This is a genomic window from Escherichia sp. E2586, from assembly GCF_005781105.1.
Lineage (GTDB): Bacteria > Pseudomonadota > Gammaproteobacteria > Enterobacterales > Enterobacteriaceae > Escherichia.
The window spans coordinates 341,810-364,731 of the sequence record NZ_VATN01000006.1; the positions used below are offsets into that span (position 1 = coordinate 341,810).

The 22,922-nt window shown below is 48.7% G+C and carries 23 protein-coding genes, 1 tRNA gene and 1 pseudogene; 5 read left to right on the forward strand and 20 right to left on the reverse strand.

What is annotated here, in order from left to right; all coding sequences use genetic code 11:
- Positions 1 to 90: 90 nt before the first annotated feature.
- Genes FEK50_RS06725 through prmB form a run of 6 tightly spaced genes read right to left on the reverse strand, consistent with a single transcriptional unit; the run spans position 91 to position 4,640 of the window.
- Entirely contained in the window at positions 91 to 369 is a 279-nt protein-coding gene (locus FEK50_RS06725; protein WP_000559761.1) for a YfcL family protein, read from the reverse strand.
- 33 nt (positions 370 to 402) lie between these two features.
- On the reverse strand, positions 403 to 951 hold the full coding sequence (gene epmC, locus FEK50_RS06730) for an elongation factor P hydroxylase (RefSeq protein ID WP_130257453.1): 549 nt from the start codon (positions 949 to 951) through the stop codon (positions 403 to 405).
- Positions 951 to 1,760, reverse strand: coding sequence for a sulfite exporter TauE/SafE family protein (locus FEK50_RS06735; protein WP_064526496.1), 810 nt, complete (start codon positions 1,758 to 1,760; stop codon positions 951 to 953). The genes epmC and FEK50_RS06735 overlap by 1 nt, the downstream gene beginning before the upstream one ends.
- Positions 1,760 to 2,584 carry a penicillin-insensitive murein endopeptidase gene (mepA, locus tag FEK50_RS06740; RefSeq protein ID WP_130207274.1) on the reverse strand — a complete coding sequence of 275 codons (825 nt, stop codon included), beginning with the start codon at positions 2,582 to 2,584 and terminating at the stop codon, positions 1,760 to 1,762. The genes FEK50_RS06735 and mepA overlap by 1 nt, the downstream gene beginning before the upstream one ends.
- A gap of 3 nt (positions 2,585 to 2,587) precedes the next feature.
- Entirely contained in the window at positions 2,588 to 3,673 is a 1,086-nt protein-coding gene (gene aroC, locus FEK50_RS06745; protein ID WP_130207276.1) for a chorismate synthase, read from the reverse strand.
- 34 nt (positions 3,674 to 3,707) lie between these two features.
- Positions 3,708 to 4,640 (reverse strand): 50S ribosomal protein L3 N(5)-glutamine methyltransferase, encoded by a 933-nt coding sequence (gene prmB, locus FEK50_RS06750; RefSeq protein ID WP_130207278.1) that lies wholly within the window; start codon positions 4,638 to 4,640, stop codon positions 3,708 to 3,710.
- Positions 4,641 to 4,805: 165 nt separating this feature from the next.
- On the opposite strand from prmB, the gene smrB reads away from it, so the two are divergent.
- Entirely contained in the window at positions 4,806 to 5,357 is a 552-nt protein-coding gene (gene smrB, locus FEK50_RS06755; RefSeq protein WP_000730816.1) for an endonuclease SmrB, read from the forward strand.
- A 44-nt stretch (positions 5,358 to 5,401) separates the two neighbouring features.
- Here the strand turns inward: smrB and FEK50_RS06760 are convergent, their stop codons facing one another.
- From FEK50_RS06760 to FEK50_RS06810, 11 genes are all read right to left on the reverse strand, one after another.
- Positions 5,402 to 6,229: a StfH/YfcO family fimbrial adhesin gene (locus FEK50_RS06760; RefSeq protein ID WP_130260695.1), complete on the reverse strand. Its 828-nt coding sequence runs from the start codon at positions 6,227 to 6,229 to the stop codon at positions 5,402 to 5,404.
- Position 6,230: 1 nt separating this feature from the next.
- The gene (locus tag FEK50_RS06765; protein ID WP_131162111.1) at positions 6,231 to 6,716 is read right to left on the reverse strand and encodes a fimbrial protein; all 486 of its coding nucleotides are present in this window, start codon (positions 6,714 to 6,716) and stop codon (positions 6,231 to 6,233) included.
- Between the two features lie 41 nt (positions 6,717 to 6,757).
- On the reverse strand, positions 6,758 to 7,237 hold the full coding sequence (locus FEK50_RS06770) for a fimbrial protein (RefSeq protein ID WP_131162051.1): 480 nt from the start codon (positions 7,235 to 7,237) through the stop codon (positions 6,758 to 6,760).
- Positions 7,234 to 7,731, reverse strand: coding sequence for a fimbrial protein (locus FEK50_RS06775; RefSeq protein ID WP_131162052.1), 498 nt, complete (start codon positions 7,729 to 7,731; stop codon positions 7,234 to 7,236). Before FEK50_RS06775 ends, FEK50_RS06770 begins: the two co-directional genes overlap by 4 nt.
- Positions 7,732 to 7,746: 15 nt before the next feature.
- The gene (locus FEK50_RS06780) at positions 7,747 to 8,448 is read right to left on the reverse strand and encodes a fimbria/pilus periplasmic chaperone (protein WP_240780274.1); all 702 of its coding nucleotides are present in this window, start codon (positions 8,446 to 8,448) and stop codon (positions 7,747 to 7,749) included.
- A 70-nt stretch (positions 8,449 to 8,518) separates the two neighbouring features.
- Positions 8,519 to 11,155: a fimbrial biogenesis outer membrane usher protein gene (locus FEK50_RS06785; protein WP_131162054.1), complete on the reverse strand. Its 2,637-nt coding sequence runs from the start codon at positions 11,153 to 11,155 to the stop codon at positions 8,519 to 8,521.
- A gap of 82 nt (positions 11,156 to 11,237) precedes the next feature.
- Positions 11,238 to 11,804 carry a fimbrial protein gene (locus FEK50_RS06790; protein ID WP_130207292.1) on the reverse strand — a complete coding sequence of 189 codons (567 nt, stop codon included), beginning with the start codon at positions 11,802 to 11,804 and terminating at the stop codon, positions 11,238 to 11,240.
- 632 nt (positions 11,805 to 12,436) lie between these two features.
- On the reverse strand, positions 12,437 to 12,922 hold the full coding sequence (sixA, locus tag FEK50_RS06795; RefSeq protein ID WP_130207294.1) for a phosphohistidine phosphatase SixA: 486 nt from the start codon (positions 12,920 to 12,922) through the stop codon (positions 12,437 to 12,439).
- A gap of 201 nt (positions 12,923 to 13,123) precedes the next feature.
- The gene (gene fadJ, locus FEK50_RS06800) at positions 13,124 to 15,268 is read right to left on the reverse strand and encodes a fatty acid oxidation complex subunit alpha FadJ (protein ID WP_131162055.1); all 2,145 of its coding nucleotides are present in this window, start codon (positions 15,266 to 15,268) and stop codon (positions 13,124 to 13,126) included.
- Positions 15,268 to 16,578 carry an acetyl-CoA C-acyltransferase FadI gene (gene fadI, locus FEK50_RS06805; protein WP_131162056.1) on the reverse strand — a complete coding sequence of 437 codons (1,311 nt, stop codon included), beginning with the start codon at positions 16,576 to 16,578 and terminating at the stop codon, positions 15,268 to 15,270. The genes fadJ and fadI overlap by 1 nt, the downstream gene beginning before the upstream one ends.
- A 180-nt stretch (positions 16,579 to 16,758) precedes the next feature.
- Positions 16,759 to 17,043, reverse strand: coding sequence for a YfcZ/YiiS family protein (locus FEK50_RS06810; protein WP_130207300.1), 285 nt, complete (start codon positions 17,041 to 17,043; stop codon positions 16,759 to 16,761).
- 371 nt (positions 17,044 to 17,414) lie between these two features.
- Between FEK50_RS06810 and fadL the strand changes: the two genes are divergently transcribed.
- Entirely contained in the window at positions 17,415 to 18,755 is a 1,341-nt protein-coding gene (fadL, locus tag FEK50_RS06815) for a long-chain fatty acid transporter FadL (protein ID WP_130207302.1), read from the forward strand.
- A 61-nt stretch (positions 18,756 to 18,816) separates the two neighbouring features.
- Here the strand turns inward: fadL and mlaA are convergent, their stop codons facing one another.
- Positions 18,817 to 19,572 (reverse strand): phospholipid-binding lipoprotein MlaA, encoded by a 756-nt coding sequence (mlaA, locus tag FEK50_RS06820; RefSeq protein WP_130207304.1) that lies wholly within the window; start codon positions 19,570 to 19,572, stop codon positions 18,817 to 18,819.
- Positions 19,573 to 19,598: 26 nt separating this feature from the next.
- Positions 19,599 to 19,787: a hypothetical protein gene (locus FEK50_RS06825; RefSeq protein ID WP_130207306.1), complete on the reverse strand. Its 189-nt coding sequence runs from the start codon at positions 19,785 to 19,787 to the stop codon at positions 19,599 to 19,601.
- Between the two features lie 78 nt (positions 19,788 to 19,865).
- Here FEK50_RS06825 and FEK50_RS06830 point away from each other — a divergent pair, with 78 nt between their 5' ends.
- The 3 genes and pseudogenes from FEK50_RS06830 to intS all read left to right on the forward strand — a co-directional run.
- Positions 19,866 to 20,798 (forward strand): formate/nitrite transporter family protein, encoded by a 933-nt coding sequence (locus tag FEK50_RS06830; protein ID WP_131162057.1) that lies wholly within the window; start codon positions 19,866 to 19,868, stop codon positions 20,796 to 20,798.
- Between the two features lie 75 nt (positions 20,799 to 20,873).
- Positions 20,874 to 20,948, forward strand: a tRNA-Arg gene (locus FEK50_RS06835).
- A gap of 161 nt (positions 20,949 to 21,109) precedes the next feature.
- Positions 21,110 to 21,583, forward strand: a pseudogene (gene intS, locus FEK50_RS06840) (prophage integrase IntS); the annotation flags it as partial.
- Between the two features lie 98 nt (positions 21,584 to 21,681).
- On the opposite strand, the gene FEK50_RS06845 reads toward intS, so the two are convergent.
- A complete protein-coding gene (locus FEK50_RS06845) occupies positions 21,682 to 22,707 on the reverse strand; it encodes an acyltransferase (RefSeq protein WP_131162058.1) in 1,026 nt (341 codons plus the stop codon).
- Positions 22,708 to 22,922 lie beyond the last annotated feature (215 nt).

Below are 22,922 nucleotides of genomic sequence, written 5' to 3' on the forward strand. Positions count from 1 at the left end.
GTGAACACCTTATCCGACCTCGTGTGACCTGTAGGCCTGATAAGACGCGATAAGCGCCGCATCAGGCATGGTGCTCCAGACGCCAACAACTTACTGCTGTGACGCCTGCTGAAACAGGTGTTCCCACATATCGGTTACCAGCGCCTGGTCCCGCGGCGACAACTCACCGGCACCAATAGCTTTTTCCAGACTCTGGCTAACGGTCGTATGCACCGCCTGAGCGGAGTGGTCATCACCACTTTCCAGTTCTGCGATGGCTAATGTCAGGTGGCCACGCAAATACCCACTGGCAAATAACTCATCATCACTGGCATGGTCAACCATACCGTCGATTAATGCCAGAATGCGTGATTCAAACTCCGCGATCATCTTCTTTCCTCATTGTAAAACGTGGCGCTGGCTTCAGTTGAGCGCTTCCGGCCACGGGAATTGTTCCGCCGTAAGTTCCGGCGTGTGATAATAATTTTGTAATGCTTTAATTAAGCGTGCCGGACGTTCTGGAATACCGTTAGCCAGATAATCCATCACCTGCGCATGTACTCGCCGTTGAAACACCACACGATCCGGTTCGAAATCCCCTTCCAGATTGTCGCAACTGACGTTAAACGGATATCCCGCCGCCACGCAGAACAACCAGTCGAGCGCCTGCGGCTTCACTTCAACATCTTCAAACTGGCTTTGCGTTTGGGCATCGCGACCGTCCGGGCAATACCAGTAACCGAAATCAACCAGTTCACGGCGCGCTTTCCCGGCAATACACCAGTGCGAAATCTCATGAATTGCGCTGGCATAAAAGCCATGAGCGAAGACGATTCGGTTATACGGTACTTCCGCATCAGCAGGAAGATAGATCGGTTCGTCGTCGCCTTTAATCAGACGGGTATTAAATTCATCGGCAAAGCAGCTATTAAAAATTTCAATTAACTGCTCATAGTGGTGTGTACTGTTCATTAGTTCATCCCCAACCAGTGGAGGATCTCCTGTCCGTGGCTATCGTAAAGTAATTTGGCACTCATCACCGCGGAGACGATAACAATCATCGGGCGGATCAGCTTTTGTCCTTTGCTCAACACCAGTCGTGAACCCATGCGCGCGCCGAGGAACTGCCCCACCAGCATGACAAAGCCCGTCGCCCAAATCACTTTGCCACCGAGAATAAACAGCAGTAAACCGCCGATATTTGACGTTGCGTTGAGTAATTTGGCGTGAGCCGTGGCTTTGGCGAGGTTGAATCCGCACAGCGTAACAAAGGCCAGCGCGTAAAACGATCCGGCTGCCGGACCAAAGAATCCGTCATAAAAACCGACGCAACCACCGGCAATTAACGCGAAGGGCAAACCGTACATCCGGCGCTGGCGATCTTCTTCACCCAGCTTTGGCATCAGCAAGAAATAGAGGCCGATGCAAATCACGAGGATGGGCAATATCTGCCGTAATATATCGGCCTGAACATATTGCACCAGCAGTGCGCCACTCATTGAGCCGACAAAGGTCATGGCGATATTGAGTTTTTGATCGCTTAAACTAACCACTTTGCGGCGAATAAAGTAGATAGTGGCGGAAATAGAGCCACCGCAGGCTTGCAGTTTATTGGTTGCCAGCGCGTTAGCGGGAGACATCCCCGCCGCCATCAATGCCGGAATAGTGAGTAACCCACCGCCACCGGCAATCGAGTCGATAAATCCCGCCAGCATGGCGACAAAAAAGAGAACTCCCAGCAGCAGCGGGGAAACCATAAACAGGCTATTAAACGTTTCCATTAGATCACGTGCTCATCCAGTAGCGCCTGGCAGGAAGGCGGCAACGGAGGCGGTGTCTTCTTCTCAGGCTTTGTTGTTCCCGGTTTTGGAGGTTCAAACCAGCTTTGCAGTTCTGCCCCGCAACCATCGCCTGGTGGCGGTAAAGGTTGATCTTCACACTCCAGACTATCGGCAGGACAACGTAATCGTACATGCATATGCGCTCGATGCTGGAACCAGGGTCGCACTTTGCGCAACCAGTCGCGATCGGTGCCGGCATCAAGGCAAAGTTGTTGTTTAATCGCCGGATTAACAAAAATGCGCGTGACGTCTTTGTCCTGGGCGGCAAGTTTGATCAAGCTGAAAATTTCCGGCTTCCACAGCGTCGGGACAACGTGTTTACCGTCGCGGGAAACCAAATCTAATGCTTGCGGGCGCAAGAGCTGCGCAGAGGTCCAGCGTGTTTTCGGCAGTTGCAGGAAGATATCGACATCCAGTCCGGTCTGGTGGCTGGCGTGACCGCCGTTGAAACGCCCACCAGCAGGCATCCCCATATCGCCAATCAACACCGTCCCCATGCCCAGATTGCTCACCTGACTACTCAGACGTTGGATAAACATCACCAGGTCCGGGTGACCGAAGTAGCGACGCTGATCGGTACGCATGACCTGATAATGTTCGGACTGTATCGGCAGCGTGTCAGCGCCGACGATACAACCATTGGAGAAACTACCTATCGATTGTGCGCTACCCGGCACAGGTTGGGTTATTTTTTGCCACGGCGTCGCTGCCTGGCTGACGCTACTGGCAAGCAGGGCCAGCAGCGCAATCGCAGTTTTGTTCATTTTTTACCAGCGTGGAATATCAGTCTTCACATCGGCATTTTGCGCCCGCTGCCGTAACAGGTGATCCATTAAAACGATCGCCAGCATCGCTTCAGCGATCGGCACCGCGCGGATCCCGACACAAGGATCGTGACGACCTTTGGTGATCATCTCAACTTCTTCGCCAAAGCGGTTAATGGTGCGCCCCGGCACGGTAATGCTGGAGGTCGGTTTTAGCGCCATATGGGCAATGATTTGCTGCCCGCTGCTAATCCCGCCGAGAATGCCGCCCGCATGGTTGCTCTGGAAACCTTCTTTGGTGATTTCGTCGCGGTTCTGGCTGCCACGCAGCGCCACCACGTCAAAACCATCGCCAATTTCCACACCTTTCACCGCGTTAATGCTCATCAGCGCGTGGGCGATGTCGGCATCCAGGCGGTCAAAGACCGGCTCTCCAAGTCCGGCAGGGACGCCACTGGCAACAACGGTGACTTTCGCGCCAATGGAGTCGCCCTCTTTTTTCAGCGCGCGCATCAGTTCATCCAGCACGTCGATTTTGTCAGGGTCCGGGCAGAAGAACGGATTTTGCTCGACCTGCGACCAGTCTTTGATTTCCAGCGGAATGTCGCCCATTTGGGTCAGGCAGCCGCGAATTTCGACACCGAATTTCTCGGCAAGATATTTTTTGGCAATCGCCCCTGCCGCAACGCGCATGGCGGTTTCACGGGCGGAAGAGCGTCCACCGCCGCGATAGTCGCGCAAACCGTATTTTTGTTCGTAGGTGTAATCGGCATGGCCTGGACGGAAAACGTCCTTAATTGCGCTGTAATCCTGAGAACGCTGGTCGGTGTTTTCTATGAGTAGGCCAATGCTGGTGCCGGTGGTCACACCTTCAAAAACACCGGAGAGAATTTTGACCTGATCCGGCTCGCGGCGCTGGGTGGTATAGCGCGATGTCCCCGGGCGGCGGCGGTCAAGATCGTGTTGCAGATCCGCTTCCGTCAGCGGAATGCCTGGCGGAACACCATCGACGATGCAACCGAGCGCCAGCCCGTGCGATTCGCCGAAGGTGGTTACGCGAAAGAGTTGTCCAATTGTGTTTCCAGCCATCACGGCTCCGTTATTGTTGTGTTTGCGTGTTTATTTAATCTTTATAAATCGCGAAATGTTCACGTGCGGCAATAAGCTGCGCTTTGGTGAGCATAAACACACCGTCGCCGCCGTTATCAAACTCCAGCCAGGTGAACGGAACATCCGGATATTGTTCCATAAGATGTACCATGCTGTTGCCGACTTCACAAATCAGCACACCATCATCAGCAAGATAATCTGCCGCGTTACCGAGAATGCGGCGGGTCAGTTTCAGGCCGTCGGTACCAGACGCCAGGCCCAGTTCCGGCTCGTGACGGTATTCATTTGGCAGGTCGGACATATCTTCCGCATCGACATACGGCGGGTTGGTGACGATCAGGTCGTACTGCACTTTCGGTAAATCACGGAACAGATCGGAACGAATCGGGATGACATTGTGGATCAGACCGTGTTCTTCGATGTTCTGTTCGGCAACCGCCAGCGCGTCTGGAGAGATGTCCACCGCGTCGACTTCCGCTTCCGGGAAAGCATAAGCGCAAGCAATAGCGATGCAGCCGCTCCCGGTACACATATCTAAAATGTGCTGCGGTTGCTTGCTGATGAGTCCAGCAAATTTATTGTTGATCAGTTCACCAATCGGCGAGCGCGGCACCAGCACGCGTTCATCGACGTAAAATTCATGGCCGCAGAACCACGCTTTGTTGGTCAGATAAGCCACCGGAATGCGTTCGTTGACGCGGCGGATCACGCGCTCAACAATGCGGTGTTTTTCGCTGGAGGTCAGACGCGCATTGCGCATATCTTCCGGAATATCCAGCGGCAGATAGAGCGAAGGCAACACCAGCTGTACGGCTTCATCCCACGGGTTATCGGTGCCGTGACCGTACCAGATATTTGCCGCACTGAAGCGGCTAACCGACCAGCGCAACATGTCCTGAATGGTTTGCAGCTCATTTACTGCTTCATCAACGAAAATTTTATCCACGTATTCCTCCAGGGCATGATCGCAATAATTTCGGCGGCTAGTTTGCCATGAAGATGACGATAAATCAGCATTCACGCGCGGTGAGTGAGGAAAAATACGTTTAAAACGATCGATTGCGCGACGAGTCGGGTAAACTGTAGGGAAATTAGAAATAGAGACACATCAATGAAAAAGAAAACAACACTTAGCGAGGAGGACCAGGCTCTGTTTCGCCAGTTGATGGCGGGGACTCGCAAGATTAAGCAGGACACGATTGTCCACCGACCGCAGCGTAAAAAAGTCAGCGAAGTGCCGGTTAAGCGGTTGATTCAGGAACAGGCCGATGCCAGCCATTATTTCTCAGATGAGTTTCAGCCGTTATTGAATACCGAAGGCCCGGTGAAATATGTCCGCCCGGATGTAAGCCATTTTGAGGCGAAGAAACTGCGGCGCGGTGATTATTCACCGGAGTTGTTTCTTGATTTGCACGGTCTGACGCAGCTACAAGCCAAACAGGAGCTGGGCGCGTTGATTGCCGCCTGCCGCCGTGAACATGTGTTTTGCGCCTGTGTGATGCATGGGCATGGTAAGCATATTTTGAAGCAACAAACACCACTGTGGCTGGCGCAACATCCGCATGTGATGGCGTTTCACCAGGCCCCCAAAGAGTACGGTGGTGATGCGGCGTTATTGGTGTTGATTGAGGTGGAAGAGTGGCTGCCGCCTGAGTTGCCCTGAACGCAAAACCGGATACGGCATAAACGCCGTATCCGGTTTGGTCGCTACAACATATTCAGCACATACTGGAATCGGCAAGTGGAATCTATTGGCTGCGGTGTAGTAGTATCGACACGCACCACAATATCATGTAGTTGTTTGTCGGTTATCGCATGTCGGTTTGGTATGGTTGTCACTTTGCTATCTGTACAACCATATGACGTAAAAGTGATCATTTGCGAAATAAAACGACAATATGCGCCACGCTCGTTAAATTGGCTACCATCACACAACTTGCCATCCTTCATCAAAAAGGTAGGGAGTGTATTTTCGATTATCCCTCCCGTGGATTTCAATGATAACAGCTTGCTATGCACTACCGAATTTGGACTCCATGAAACATCATAAGGGTCTAAAGGAACTGGCGGACAGGTGGAGTTAAACGCTGAAGGCCCCAGGTAAACAGTACCAGTCGCTCTTGCTTGTGTTTTGATATTACTGGTCACTATCCAGGGACAGCTACCGGGATCGCCTTCAACGATAATATCCATGATAACCTTACTACAACTAAAACCTCCCGATGTCGGCAACCCTGGGCAATTCGATGAGTCAATATAATCCCCACTTTTCACATTAATTTCTGGTGCTGTCCCTGGCCCATTCCAGGATATATTGGGAATATCTCCGGTATAAAGAGTATAACCATCCCGGTGATATGTTCCCTGATAGACGCCAGATAAAGTTTGGACATTAAGTTCATACCAGATTGCGGTATTACCGTTACCGGCATACCCCATCAACGTGTGCATATCACGAAATATTGTTGATGCCATCGCGGTGGGTACCATTAGTATCAACACTAGTAAGCAAAAAACATGGCGTAATTTTTTCATTTTAAAGGTACTCAAACGTTGCGGTTAGCTGGGCGGTAAAATTGCCAGGAGTCACATCACGACCGCTTTTTGCCTGTAACCAGGCCCGGAAATTAAGACTATTGCTGCCGTTATTAAGTACAAAGGTCGCTCCAGTAGAACTGTTGATGGCAACAGGTGTGCCGTCGTTTTTTTCCATACCTATACCAACTCCCTGCGCACCCGATGACGCATCCAGCGCCAGAATACCCGGCTGTTCGCTATCTTCCGTGCCGGTCAAGGTTACCTTTACGTTGTATGACGTTGGTCCCTTACAGTCTTTCAGTTGAAAAACCACCGGCACACGGGCCGACTGCCCGGCGACCACTAAATCTTGTGCACTCACCGTAGGAAACTGTACTTCCGCCAGCAATCCTTGTGTCTCTACCGGTGTACAGGTTTTATTCAATAAATTACCGTAAAAATGCAGGTTGTCAGCCGCCTGCACCGGCGCTACACAGATCAGCATTAAGCTCCCCAGCAGCGTTGCGAGAACATATTCTTGTGTTTTCATTGGTAATCCACCTGTAGCGTGGCATACGCGGAAAATGCTCCGTCTCCCAACACCGCGCCGCTGGCTTTCACCGGTACCGCCTTGAGCATTGGGGGGCTGGCAGGATCAATACTCAGAGGTTTATCCAGCTCAAACGGACTGCCATTTTGTTGCATTTCAATGCCCAGGTCGGTAACGCTGGTCTGGACTGCCGACGTATTGTAATTGGTGGGAGTCCCCTTCCAGGTCAGAGTCATCTCCCAAACCGCATCACGAACTCCAGAATCACAGGTGATCTCATAGGGTACAGTCTGACGAAAGTTAACACCGTCAATGACATTAATAAGGATGTCGCCAAAATCCACTTCAATGGTTTTCCCGCCGCTAATGGTACAAACTGGCGGTGATACCAAAGTTCCGTGAAAAGTAATGTCTGGTGTCGCCGCCTGTACCACGCAACAGCAACCACAAATCACAAAAAAACCGAGTCGTTTCATTGGTAATCCACCACCATCGTCATACTGGCGTTAAATTCCGATGCCGCGAGTGATACACCGCTCTCTTTTACTGGCACCGCTTTCAGTTTCGGTTGGCTGTTGATGTTGAAAGGCGTCCAGTTGTTTTCGCCAATCGGAAACAGCGAATTATCAGACGCACTTTCAATTCGAATCCCAAATCCAGAAATTCCTGTACTCAACACTGTTTCGCCATTAATCGTGGTAGTCGTTCCCTTAAACTGCATTTGCAGGTCGTCACTTAGACTTCCCTTACAGTCCAATTTGTACTCAGCATTCATGCGATAGTTGGTGCCATTGATCTTTTTGATGATCACATCACCAAACTCCACAGCACTACCCGTTACTGAACAAGGTGGCGGAGCATCGACCAGCACCCGCAATATCAGATCAACGGATTTCGATTCTCCGCCTGCCGCAGGATGGCTCACCACACCAAAAACCAGCAGTAATTTAACCAGAAACATCTTTCTCATCGGATTCTCCTGGAATCAGCCTTTGCTGCTTAGTTCTTCATCCACCAGGCAGGCACTACCGCTACAGCGGAAAAAGAGCGGCATACGCGCACCATAGTCGTTGACATAGGTCAGCACTGGTGTGCTATCCATTTTCACGTTTAACGGGGCGTTGGTTTTGGGCGGCATGACTAACGGCGAGAAACCCGCCGCTGGATTGCCATTTTTCTGCGTACTGGCGTTGCTGATGATGACGTAATACGCCGTTGAGTTATTGACGGTAAATTCCTGGCCGCTGCGGGTTAGGGTCACTTTATGCTGCCAGGGAGTTTGTGTGCTGCTTTTTTCCAGTACCTTAGGACGCCAGAAAAGTTTGATACGTGTCTGCAGAGCAATTTGCAGCGTGTTAGCTTTATTCGATTTAGGCGGGATCTCGCGAACGTTAAAGTAGAACATCGTTTCGCGATCGGCAGGCAATTTGTGGATATCTGGCAATCCCTGAATTTTCACCTGACCGTTCATCATCGCATCAATACGCTGTACAGGAGGTAAAACAGCTAATGGTGAACTCACCTTGTTACCCTTTTCATCTTCAATCCAGCTTTGCGCCAGGTAAGGAAGTTTAGGATCGTTATTACGTAGGGTAACACTAATAGATTTGTCACTTTCGTTAAAAATCAAACGGGTACGATCGGGCGTCACTGAAGCCTGTGCGTAAAAACTTGCAGCCGCCGCCATCAACGTCAATGCAGTGACGATCTTTTTTGAAGAGATATGTTTAGACATGGATCATTCCTTAATCACGTTATTAATTCGATGAAACAGAGATTGGTGGTTCCATTGGTGTCACCTGTTGTGTCTGCTCCTGAATGACGGGCTGAATATCATGTGATATTGCGGGAGCACTTCCCCCAATTTGCTGGCATGGCAACAGCAAGCCATTGAAGAGATCATCCGGTAGCGGGTCCGGCAGACTGATATCGCAGTGGGATTCTCCCTCCCAGGATACCGTCATGCGTTCACCCGGTTTAACGCCCGCCAGATAGACATTCCCTTCATCATCAACCAGACCAACTTGCTGTTTATTAACATTTTTCACTTCCGCACCAAATGGCGGATGACTACCATCCTGCAATCGCAATACCGCCATTGCTTTCTGCCCACTGATCACCGCAAATTTACGATAACCAATGGCACCTTCCGTTAGCGTTGCCTGGACCACCGACTGGGTGGCCTCAGCATTTTCTGGCAGGTTATTCAAATCGATATAAGCCTGATTACGGTAGTAGTCGTTAACATCGGCCACCACGGCTTTACCAAACATGTTGGTATAAACAGCAGCACCGTTGCCTTCTACTGGCACATTGGCAACGCCATCGGCATCAATCAGCAAACGCGTGCCGCCCATGTTCTGCGTGCGATGCAGCGCGCCGCCGTGGGCAGTCAGCGTTGCACCGCCCTGTAAAGAGATGCCCGCGGAAGTGTATTGCCCTTCATGATAGTTGGCGCTCAGATCAACTTTTGCCATAGTGCCATCGTGGCTGTAATAACCATCTACACTGGCGTGGTTTTCACTGGTCCCTGTGCTCACCGTATAGTGGCTGGCGTCATCTATTCGATGGTACAAGCTCGCCTGGCTGCTGTCGGCACCACTGCCATAGTTGCCGTTGTAACTAATGGTGCTGCTGTCACCCCACGGCAGGCTTAAGGAAAGATAAATACCTTTATCGGCATTGTTATCGTATTCATAGCGATAACCGGTCAGAGAAACGCTCATGTTTCTGATACTTCCCATATTGAAATAATGAGAAAGCATCATGTTGTAGTTGGTTTGATCTTCGCGGTCCCAGTAGGTGTGGTGGGAATAGTTGAGATAGACCGAAACACGCGCATCCCTGAAGTTCTGGTTGTAAGTGACCGTATACATCTCTTTGTCGTTACCCGTGCGCGCCCGATCGGCGTTGTTAGCATCCAGGTATTCGCTCATGGTCATGTAGTTTTTTTCAGAGAAGCGATATCCGGCAAAGGTCACACGGCTGTTGAGTTCATCAAAATCTTTGGCATAACTGACACGATAAGAGTTACCATCCAGCGTTTTGTTGCCGTATACGCTGTTGTCGTCAAAACGAGTACGGGAGTGGGTAACGTCAAACGCTAACGCGCCAAACAGCGCCAAATCGCGTCCAAGCCCAATTGCCGCTGACTGATAGTTTTCATCCGCTAACGCACCGCCATAGAGCGACCAGCCATTGGCTATCCCCCATGATGCCTCGCCTCCCGAGAAGAAACTCCCTTCGACATGATGATCCCAGTTTTGCGGACGGCCCATCGCCACTTTATATCGCACCTGGCCTGGTCGGGTCAGAAACGGCATGGAAGCCGTGCTGACGTCATATTCCTGCACCTGACCATTTTGTTCTTCAATGCGGACATGCAGAGTACCAGATACCGAATCACCAATATCCTGAATACGGAACGGGCCTGCGGGGACCTGGGTTTCATAAAGGACGCGCCCCATTTGCGTTATCGTAACTTTCGCGGTGGTATGTGCTACACCGGAAATATCCGGGGCGTAGCCGCGAAGGTTTGGCGGCAACATTTGATCGTCGGTGCTGATGCTACCGCCAATGTAGCTAAAGCCATCAAAAATATCGGAGTTGAGGTAATCTTCACCCAGCGAAAGTTTGGCTTTTAATGACGGCAAGGCGCGCCAGGCGTAATAACGGCTCCACTCCCAGTTTTTTTGCGTGCCGCTATCGTTAGCATCACCATCATCGTTACTGCGGGTATGCTGATAGTCGCTCTGCCAGTCGGCACGCAGGCGCCACGGGCCAACGTTAACGCCAACCGTACCATTACCACTAATATCGTTAGTATCATCCCCACCTTCTTCATGCCGGGTCTGGGCGTTGATACTGTAATCGGCAATAAGACCGGGAATACCTTCATCCCAACGTGAAGGTGGATCCCATTCACTGTCGGTATATTCAAGATAAGCCTGTGGCAAAGAAATCACGAGAACTGACTGGCTTAAATCACCAGTCATTTCCATGCCATTTAACGGTTCAGTATTCAGACACTGACCATCACGAATCCATTGCAAGTTTTTCGTGATATCTTCTTTAAAGCCTAACTGAGCAACCAGTTCAGGCGGTAAGCAGGCATACGATTTATCAGGATTGTTTTCGACTGCGTACCAGTAGATATCGTATTCATCAGGTAAGGATTGGTTATTTACATGAACCTGTAAATTATATTTACCCGGCTCAACATAACCTTTTTGGGAAAAACGACCCAAATCAATTTTGGTATTCCCTTTTAACTCGAGAAATCGGGCATCAAACTGAATGGTATCATCTGCCAGGGCATAAAATGGACTTCCGGAAATTGCCAGAGCAATCCACCACGAAAGCCCCCGTAAACGGAGAAAAGAATGTTCGGGCATTTACGTATCCATCCGTAATTATTATAATTTAATTCTCTTTCATTTAAAAACCCCATAACTTTGCAGTTATGGGGGAGTCACATTAAAGATACGTAATCTGGAATGTTGTTAGCGTTTCAAACGGAGCCGGAGTTGGTGTTACCGCAGCAGTTTCACCTACTAACCAGGCTTTAAATTTCAGCGTTTGTTTCTGTTTGCCTTTACCCGTTGAACTGTCCATTGCGATGGCCTGATCGATACCTTTGCCCAGGTCATAGCCTTTACCACGCTGGTCGCCAATCACCAGACTTACGTTTGGAACTTCGGTGCCATTATCCAGGTTAGACAGGGAGTAATTATTTGGATTACCGGAATATGGATTACCGGTAAATGTCGTGGTCATCGTTGTTTCAGTATTGAAATTGCAATCCTGTAAACGAATCTGGAAATCTTTTGGTGTGGTAGTTTTGCCACCCGTTAAAGAACCGGTACCGATGCTCCCCATATCCACTTCCAGCTTATGGTCATCAGGAACAATTGAGCACGGAGAGTCTTCAATTATACCGAAAAATCTCACTGTACCGTTGTTCCCTGCGGCTACGACCGATGCTGAAGTCAGCGCCCCCATAAGCATTGCTGTGGCGACGGCTGCTTTTACAAACTTACTCATTATTTGTCCTTAAATCATAAATGATTAAAATGTCAGCCAACTGACATATTAATACTGAATATAATAACTTTCAGTGTAATTTGCAGTGGCTTATAACCCACCATTGAATAGGATTTCTGAGGTCTCGTGAGATGATATTCTTTGGCGTGGCGAGCATGTTGATATTATAGAGCGCGTGGCACAATTTAAATTTACTAACAACAATATTTAGAAATATTTAAATAATTAACAAAACAAATAATATTTTGAGAACTTTCCTGGAATTACGTGGCAAATGGCTAAAATATGGTATAAACACATCATGGAGTGAATGATTAAAGAGCAAAAAACAACCAACAGCAAATAACACGATTGTATTTTTATTTTTTGCCGATACAATATTAAAACACTATAATTAATATAAAATCAAGACCAAAAAGTATCTCTTTTCTACTCTCTTATTTTGCGTTCACAGTGGTTAACTCTGGAAATAAAATACAAGAAAAGTTAATGAATGTTTCTAGATGTAACTTTATACAAATCGGCGATTAAACGCTAAAAAGACGCCATCTGCATCGTTATTGGGAGAATTTCAATAAGGTATGAAAAATTCAGGCCCGATAGCTTGCGCCATCGGGCACTTTACGATCACATCAGATTGCTTTTGCCATTTTCAAATTACACGGACTCATCTGCCAGTTGAATGTGCCGTTTCCGCTTTCATCAAGCGTTACGCTGGCAATGGCCGAAGTGGTAAACATAGGCGGCGTTTCGCCCGGACATAACTCGGCAACCAGATACCCGACTAACGGTAAGTGGGAGATAACCAGTACCGAAGCGACACCTTCATTGGTCAGCGCCTGTAAATATGCACTGACCAGCCCTACATCGCCGCAGGGCGTCAACTCCGGCAGAACTTCCACGTTGGAAGGCAGGTTCATACAATCCCCTACTTCCTCCAGTGTTTGCTCGGCTCGCAGGAACGGGCTCACCAGAACACGTTCGACTTCCACTTTTTGACCTTTCAACCAGTTCGCCATCAGGCGAGATTCGTCACAACCGTTAGTGGTCAGAGGACGAACCGAATCACTGGCGGCATCGAGGGCTGCGTCGCCGTGACGCATGATAAAAACTTGCATATTGCACCGCTTTTGTTAACCAGATTCACCCGCCCCGTTCATCTGAAACCAGAGAAACAAGGCGGTGGCCGGCATTGTGCCTTATCCATTCACCGAATGAAACGCTGTTTTTTACCTCAATGGCGCAAGTATAGTCAATATGTGTTTACATTTTAACCAACACTCCGCCATTCAGCGCGGATTCATATAGCTTTGACCCTTTTATTGAGGGTCAGTTGCACTTGTTTTCCAAAAACTTTCCCCGCGCTCGCTCATCTCTAATAGACGCTCGCAAGGGGTAAAACGAGAACCATACTGCGTGGCCAGTCGTTGCATTGTTGCAACGGCTTCCCCCGCGCCGAGAGCATCGATATATCGAAACGGGCCACCAAGAAACGGTGGGAAGCCTATTCCAAATACCGCGCCAATATCCCCGTCACGCACACTTCGGATAACCTGCTCGTCCAGACAACGTACTGCTTCATTCAGCATCAACATCACACACCGTTCAGCAACCTGCGGTGCGGAGAGTCGCCCCTGCCCTTGTACACCAATTAGCGGGTAAATGGCGGGATCGACCTGTTTTTTGCTTTTACGCCCTTTTTGGCCATAAAGATAGAAACCTCGGCCATTTTTTCTGCCTTTGCGATCATCATTCAAAATTGAAGAAACAACATTTGCAGGCGCGCTAAAACGTTCTCCATAAGTTGCTTCCAGTACAGGAATAATTTTAGTCCCGGTATCAATTCCTACCTCATCCAAAAGTTGGATTGGCCCCACCGGAAAACCAAATTTCACCAGCGCGGCATCAATATGCTCAACACGTTCGCCTTCGGTCAACATGCGGATAGCTTCATTAATATACGGCGCCAGGATGCGATTGACATAAAACCCAGCTTTATCCTTTACCACAATCGGCGTTTTGCCCTGTTTTTTCGCCAGTTTTACCGTGGTGGTGATGGTTTTCGCCGATGTCCCCGCATGAGGAATGATTTCCACCAGCGGCATTTTTTCCACCGGGCTGAAGAAATGCAGGCCGATAACTTGCTCTGGTCGCGTGGCGTGCGCGGCAATATCGCTAATCGGTAAAGAGGACGTGTTCGATGCAAAAATGGTATGAGAAGCGCAGTTTTGCTCAACTTCTGCCACCATCTGCTGTTTTAATTCGAGATTTTCAAACACCGCTTCAATAATCAGATCTCGATGGGCAAAGCCACGGTAATCCGTCGTCCCCGAAATTAAAGCCAGTTGCTTGTCGCGTTCGCTGGCTTTGAGATGACGACGGCGCACTTTACCCTCCAGCTGATCCCAACTGTATTTCAGCGCATGATTTATGCCCTGGGCATTGATATCTTTAATTCTTACCGGCAGACCCGCTTTACAGGCAGTAACGTAGGCAATTCCACCGCCCATCAACCCGCCGCCTAAAATCCCCACGCTGTTTAATGGCGCAAGAGGAGCATCACTGCCGGGATCTTTCTTCACTTCAGTACTGGCAAAAAAGATATTGCGCAGCGCCTGCGATTGCGGCGTCATCGCCAGTTCACCAAACGCCCGAGCTTCGGCGTCATAGCCACTGCTGGTCCCCTGCGCTAAACCGGTTTCAATAACGTCAAGAATGCGTTTTGTCGCTGGATAGTTACCCTGAGTTTTTTGCTCTGTTTTCTTGCCTACCATTTTGAACAACAATGCACGACCTAACGGCCCCGCCAGAATACGCTCGCGTACAGGTAGAGGGCGGGAAGATGGACGATCCTGCTTTGCCAGCTCAACAGCGGCTTCCAGCAAAATGGAGTGCGGAACGACGTCATCCACCAGCCCCAACTTTAATGCCTGTTTCGCCCGAAGTTGTTTTCCGGTGAGGATCATCTCTAATGCTGTGCTGACACCTGTCAGGCGTGGCAAACGCTGAGTTCCGCCTGAACCTGGCAATAATCCAAGCTGAACCTCCGGCAAACCGAGCACAGTTTTAGGATCGTCAGTACAGACACGGCCATGACATGCCAGCGCCAGCTCCAGCCCGCCCCCCAGGCAAGCGCCGTGAATAGCGGCAATAACCGGAACAGGCAGAGCATGAATCTCCGCCATCAACTGTTGGCCCTGCCGCGCCAGTGCTTCCGCTTCTTGCGCCGTTTTGCAGTTGCCGATCATGTTGATGTCTGCGCCAGCGATGAAGTTGTCTGGTTTAGCGGAGACAAACACCACGCCGCGCAACTCTTTGTTTTCACGGAGTTGCTTAATAATGGCGCGCACCTGCGAGGCAAATTCCGCCTTCAGGGTATTCATTTTCTCGCCGGGAACATCAATGGTGATAACGGCAATGTTGTCCAGACGGACATTGAGGGTAAACGCTGATACCATTTCCATTATTCCGCCTCCACAACCATTGCCGCGCCAAGCCCACCTGCGGCACAGGCAGTCACCAAACCAAACCCACCGCCGCGACGCCGCAGTTCATGTAAGGTCTGGGTAATCATCCGTGCGCCGGTAGCCGCAAAGGGATGACCATAAGCAATCGAGCCGCCAAGCACGTTAAATTTGCTATCGTCCACTTCGCCAGTGGCATGTGCACGCCCCAGTACGTCGCGAGCAAAACGTTCGCTGCCAAGCAACTGAATATTGGCCAGCGTCTGGGCGGCAAACGCTTCGTGCATATCAATCAACGTCAGATCGGCCATTGTCAAACCAGCACGTTCCAGCGCCAGCGGTGTTGACCAGGCCGGACCGAGCAGCATGTCCTGCCGGACATCTATAGCGGTAAATGCGTAGCTGCGCAGATATCCCAGCGGCACCAGCCCTAATTCTTTCGCCCGGGATTCAGTCATCAGGATCACCGCGGCCGCGCCATCGGTCAGCGGCGTACTGTTTGCCGCCGTTACCGTCCCGTGTTTGCGATCAAACGCCGGGCGCAGCTTTGCGTAGTCGGCAAGCGTGGAATTGCCGCGAATATTATTATCTTCCGCGAGAGGCTGTTTATAAGGCGGGATATAAGCGGTCATGACTTCTTCTTTTAATTTACCTTCTGACCACGCCTGGGCGGCACGTTGATGCGAACGGTGGGCCAACGCATCTTGCTGTTCACGGGTGATGCCGTACGTTTTTGCCATTTGTTCGGCGGTGTCGCCCATCCGTAATCCAGTGGAGTATTCCGCCACTGCCGGAGGCACCGGCATTAAGTCACGCAAACGTAAGCGAGAAAAAAGTTTCAGGCGCTGGCTCATGGTTCGTGCTTTGTTGACATCAACCAGCACGCGCGCCAGTTTTTTACTGACGCCAATTGGCAATACGGAAGAGGAATCTGCCCCACCGGCAATCCCCGCTCGAATAGTTCCCGCCATCAGGCTTTCTGCGACGTTTGCAACCGCCTGGAAACTGGTAGCGCAAGCGCGGCTGACGCTGTAAGCATCGGTATGCACATTCATTCCAGTGCCGAGAACAATTTCACGCGCAATGTTGGGCGCTTCCGGCATTTGCACAACCTGACCGAAGACCAGTTGCTCAATCACTTCTTCGGGAATTTCGCTGCGTGCCAGCAATTCGCCTACGACCATCTTCCCCAAATCAACAGCAGGAATGCCATGAAAAGCCGTCGCCTGGCGGGCAAAAGGCGTACGTAACCCGCTAACGATGGCGATACGATCGCCCTGACGGGTAATCAGCGGTAAAACCTGACCCATAACACTCCCCTGTAAAAATAAGATATAAAGTGGTCTGACCTGATCATAGTCTTAACCATTTTTTTACATTTAGCCAAGCGGAGAAAAGGGAAAGTGGGAGCTATGACACAGTGAAGACAGGAGAAAGAAAAGAAAACGCCCCTGCCTGTTGCTGGCAGGGGCGTACGTACCCGAGAGGAATTAACGCAGACCCAGCTGGAAGATCAGTGTTTCAGCTTCGCAGGCAAAAGTGAAATCGATATCCAGGCGCACACCGTCAGACTCTTCAGTGAAAGTCGGGGTGATTTTGCATGGTTCGGATTCCACGCTACGGGCTTTTTCAGTCAGCGCCGCCAGCGTTTGTTCTGCTTCTGCGCGGTTTGCAAACACACGGCTGTAAGACGCGGTGCAGTCGGAGTTGTCCATAATGGTGCCAACATCCATACAGCAGCAAACCGGGGTTTCATCAGCACTACATTTACTCATCGTTGATTTCCTCTGTATGTGCACCTAAGGTGCCAGATAAACGTTGCGGATATTTTACGCTTCTGAAAAGTGCCACTCCAGTTGTTAATTCTGCAAAATCGGATAAGTGACCGAAATCACACTTAAAAATGATCTAAAACAAAATTCACCCAAATCTATGAGTGCACTACCTCCAAATTTTGCCAGCTGGATCGCGTTTCTTAGATCATATTTGAAAAAACATAGAAACATACTTGCAACATTCCATCTGGTCCGACCTATACTCTCGCCACTGGTCTGATTTCTAAGATGTACATCAGACCCTACACTTCGCGCTCCTGTTACAGCACGTAACATAGTTTGTATAAAAATAAATTATTGAGGTTATGGTCATGAGCCAGAAAACCCTGTTTACAAAGTCTGCTATCGCAGTCGCAGTGGCACTTATCTCCACCCAGGCCTGGTCGGCAGGCTTTCAGTTAAACGAATTTTCTTCCTCAGGCCTGGGCCGGGCTTATTCAGGGGAAGGCGCAATTGCCGATGATGCCGGTAACGTCAGCCGTAACCCCGCGTTGATTACCATGTTTGACCGCCCAACTTTTTCAGCGGGCGCGGTTTATATTGATCCGGATGTAAATATCAGCGGAACGTCTCCGTCTGGTCGTAGCCTGGACGCGGATAATATCGCGCCTACGGCATGGGTTCCGAACGCCCACTTTGTTGCGCCAATTAACGATCAATTTGGTTGGGGAGCTTCCATTACCTCTAACTATGGCCTGGCGACAGAGTTTAACGATACTTATGCAGGCGGTTCTGTCGGTGGTACAACCGACCTCGAGACCATCAACATGAACTTAAGCGGCGCCTATCGCTTAAATAACGCATGGAGTTTTGGTCTCGGTCTGAATGCCGTCTATGCCCGTGCGAAAATTGAACGCTTCGCAGGCGATCTGGGGCAGCTGGTTGCAGGTCAGATTATGCAATCTCCCGCCGGGGCGACTCTACAAGGACAGCAACTGGCGGGCATGGCTAATAGTATCCCAAGCGATGAGAAAATTGCCCATCTGAATGGTAACAAATGGGGCTTTGGCTGGAATGCCGGCATCCTGTATGAACTGGATAAAAATAATCGCTACGCGTTGACCTACCGTTCTGAAGTTAAAATTGACTTCAAAGGTAACTACAGTAGCGATCTGCCAATTGCTATTAACAACTACAATTTCGGTCTGCCAACGGCTACGGGCGGAGCTACGCAGTCAGGTTATCTGACGCTAAATCTGCCTGAAATGTGGGAAGTGTCTGGTTATAACCGTGTCGCGCCGCAGTGGGCGATTCACTATAGTCTGGCTTACACCAGCTGGAGTCAATTCCAGGAGTTGAAAGCTACGTCCACCAGCGGTGATACGCTGTTCCAGAAGCATGAAGGCTTTAAAGATGCTTACCGCATCGCACTGGGTACCACTTATTACTACGATGATAACTGGACCTTCCGTACCGGTATCGCCTTCGATGACAGCCCCGTTCCGGCACAGAACCGTTCGATTTCCATTCCGGATCAGGACCGTTTCTGGCTGAGCGCAGGTACGACATATGCATTTAATAAAGATGCATCTGTCGATGTTGGTGTCTCTTATATGCACGGTCAGAGCGTGAAGATCAACGAAGGCCCGTATCAGTTCGAATCTGAAGGTAAAGCCTGGCTGTTCGGTACTAACTTTAACTACGCGTTCTAATAACACGCTAGCTTAATAAGAAAAAAGGTGAGTTTTTCAACTCACCTTTTTTATTGGCTTCTTATTCAGAATCAATATCTTTTAAATCATCCTGAATCGCTTGCGCGTTCGGGTTTTCCTGCGGCTTGAGTTCTCCGCCATTGGCGATGAAATCATGACGCTGGAAGTACGCCTCGCGCACCATGACGTAAGGATCGGACGACTGACGAAGCAGGCCATCAGAATCCAGCAGTTGCGCACGCGTTTCGATACCTTCAAGCGTCCATTTACCTACCGACATCGGCCAGGTCAACCACGAAAGCACTGGATAGAGGCCATCAGCCATATCACCGCCGTCATCTCGCAGCGTGAAGCTACCGTAGAACGGTAACTGAACATAAGGCCCATACCCCACGCCATAGTGACCGAGCGTGCTACCAAAACGGTGAGGTTCCGTTCGTTGCAGTTTCGGATTCGCCATCCCAGCAACATCAATAAAACCCCCCATCCCCAAAATAGTGTTCAGGAAAAAGCGGGTAAAGTGGACCATCCCCTGATAAGGGTCGCCCTGCAGGAAGTAGTTAACCATCACTGCAGGTTCTTCAAGGTTGCCAGTAAAGTTGCTTAACCCATTACGTGCCGGTTGCGGAACATAATCACGCCACACGACAGCCACCGGTCGAACCACATACGGGTCTAACACATTGAAGTTAAAATTGTACATGGTGCGGTTGAACCCTTCTAACGGGTCAGAACGCCCTTGCTGATCTGTTCCGGAACTCGCACACCCCACCAGAAGCGTAGTTCCCAGAGCAAGCGCCGACAGGCGAAGCTTCATAAATGTCTCCCTGTTTTTTTTATGGCTTATGCAGTTTGCCATCCATGACGGAACGATACCGTATCCGCCTGTTTAGGTGTGGGCGATTGTAACAGCACGTCAAATGATGTCCATACGCCCTGTTTTGCTGATTTGATCATAGCCTGGTAATCACCGCCCTGTAGGCTACTTGATTCTATAGAAACAGAAAAAGGCAAACGTTGCCTTTTATTCATTTTCAGAGTAACTCCCGCCAGTTGCGAGCAAAAAAGCCGCTACGCTTTAGCTATACGTGCTAATCAAGAGAACTCACCATGGATAACGATAAAATTGATAAACACAGCGACGAAATTGAAGTCGAGAGTGAAGAAAAAGAGCGCGGAAAAAAAATTGAAATAGATGAAGATCGGCTCCCTTCCCGGGCAATGGCTATCCACGAACATATTCGTCAGGACGGCGAAAAAGAGCTGGAACGCGACGCAATGGCGCTACTGTGGTCAGCTATTGCAGCAGGTCTGTCGATGGGTGCATCGCTACTGGCAAAAGGGATATTTCATGTCGAACTGGAAGGCGTGCCAGGGAGTTTCTTGCTGGAGAATCTCGGTTATACCTTTGGTTTTATTATCGTTATTATGGCGCGCCAGCAATTATTTACTGAGAACACCGTGACAGCGGTACTACCCGTAATGCAAAAACCGACAATGGGCAATATCGGTTTATTGCTACGACTTTGGGGCGTTGTTCTGTTAGGTAATATTCTGGGAACGGGTATTGCGGCGTGGGCTTTTGAGTATATGCCTATTTTTGATGAAGAAACCCGCGATGCGTTTGTCAAAATCGGCATGGATGTGATGAAGAACTCGCCCAGCGAGATGTTTGCCAATGCGATCATTTCCGGCTGGCTAATAGCTACTATGGTATGGATGTTTCCGGCGGCGGGTGCGGCAAAAATAGTAGTGATTATTTTGATGACCTGGCTTATCGCCCTGGGAGACACCACTCATATCGTTGTCGGTTCCGTAGAGATCCTCTATCTGGTATTTAACGGCACACTACACTGGAGCGATTTTGTCTGGCCATTTGCGCTTCCCACTCTGGCGGGAAACATCTGTGGCGGCACCTTTATCTTCGCGTTGATGAGTCATGCGCAAATTCGCAACGACATGAGCAATAAGCGAAAAGAAGAAGCACGTCAGAAAGCAGAACGTGCGGAAAACATTAAGAAAAATGATAAAAATCCGGCATGAGTGGCGAGCGTTTAAGCAATCGAGCGGCAGTGTACTTACCCCGCAGTCCATTAGCGGGTATACTCATGCCGCGCTGTCCTCTTAGTTAAATGGATATAACGAGCCCCTCCTAAGGGCTAATTGCAGGTTCGATTCCTGCAGGGGACACCATTTATCAGTTCGCTCCCATCCGTACCAGTCCGCAAAATCCCCTGAATATCAAGCCTTCCGTATATTCACGGTTCGTCATGGTTCGCGTCAGATCGTTGACAGCCGCACACCATGACGGGTAAAAAGTGGATAAAATAATTTTACCCACCGGATTTTTACCCATGCTCACCGTTAAGCAGATTGAAGCAGCAAAGCCGAAAGAAAAACCATACCGCCTTCTCGATGGTAATGGCCTGTACCTTTATGTTCCTGTATCCGGGAAAAAGGTATGGCAGCTTCGCTACAAGATTGACGGTAAGGAGAAAATCCTGACCGTCGGAAAATATCCGCTTATGACTTTGCAAGAGGCAAGGGATAAGGCATGGACCGCGAGGAAAGATATCTCGGTTGGTATAGATCCGGTAAAGGCGAAAAAGGCTTCGTATAACAACAATTCCTTTAGTGCGATTTACAAGGAATGGTACGAGCATAAGAGGCAAGTATGGTCAGTCGGCTATGCGACTGAACTTGCCAAAATGTTTGACGACGACATTTTACCTATCATCGGCGGTCTTGAAATTCAGGATATTGAGCCGATGCAACTTCTTGAAGTAATCCGCAGATTTGAAGATCGCGGTGCAATGGAGCGAGCCAACCTTACTATATCTCGAATAGCACAAAGCCTTGCAATCCAGTGCAAAGCTTTGTGTGTCTCAGTTTTGTCTTACGCTTAAACGTATCTTTTTATTTAGAATTATTTGATGCATTTAATTTTAGATTTTCTTTTCAAAATTAAGCCGCATGGAATCTCAATATATTTATAGCTTAAGTATGAAGACAGAAGAATAAGTACTATAATTGGTACAACCATCAATAATTTATCTAACATATAGATATCACATAGCTTATTTATTATACATATAATGATCACATGCGAAAGATATGTCGAGTATGACCAATCTCCAAGTTTAGATGCAATTCTTGATATAGTGCTATTGCCAATATTGTTTTCAAGACATAAAGCGGAAACAATTAAAGCAGCGCAAGGGATTCCAATTTGGAGAAGTCTTTTTGATTCATTGCTAAAAAATATACTTATCAGTGATAATACGGATATTGTTAGTGCAGTTTTAACACCGATATTTCTGAATAGCCCATTATTATAACATATAGCTATTACCCCCCCCATAACAAACTCAAACAACAGTTCATCATTATAGAAAAGAAATACAGTAGACTCATTATTGCCAAGCCATGAAAACAAATTCATTACAACAAGAGGAATTAGAATACAGCAAATTTTTTTGTTTTTTTCAGGGAATAACAGAGAAATAAATACGCACGTATAAAATAGCATTTCAAAATTAAGAGTCCACCCAACCGTTAGGGTTGGAATATACCAACCTATCTGTTGATTCATTACCGGAATAAAAGCAAGGCTTTTTAATACATTATTTAATCCAATCTCAGCAAACGGAATAACTCCGTGAAAATTGTATGATATTACCACTACCAGCAATGTGTAGAACCAATATGCAGGAATAATTCTTACCATCCTATTGAGAGCAAATGACGTAGGTGTAATATTATTTTTCGATATTGACTTATAAATAATAAAGCCACTTATGATAAAAAACATATCGACACCATTGCCAGCCTTAAGTGCAATAGTGTGCATCAATTTGGATGATGCAGACCATTGAAACATGACTTGAGAAATATGATGATAAACAACTGCCCAAGCAGCAAGTGCTCTTAAGATTTGTATTGACTTAATCACGGATAAATCCTAATGTTTTTTCATGCATTTTATACTATACCGATCGAAAGTCCAGTTCTCTTTTCCCATATCATACTATTCGCAATATACGGTGTAAAAATATGATAAACATCAACTTCCTTATTAATGTGTTAATAAACCATTTTTGTTAAATGTTTTCTATGCCCAATAAGAATCAATACTATAAGTTATAGAACCTTTTATTGTGGCATCAA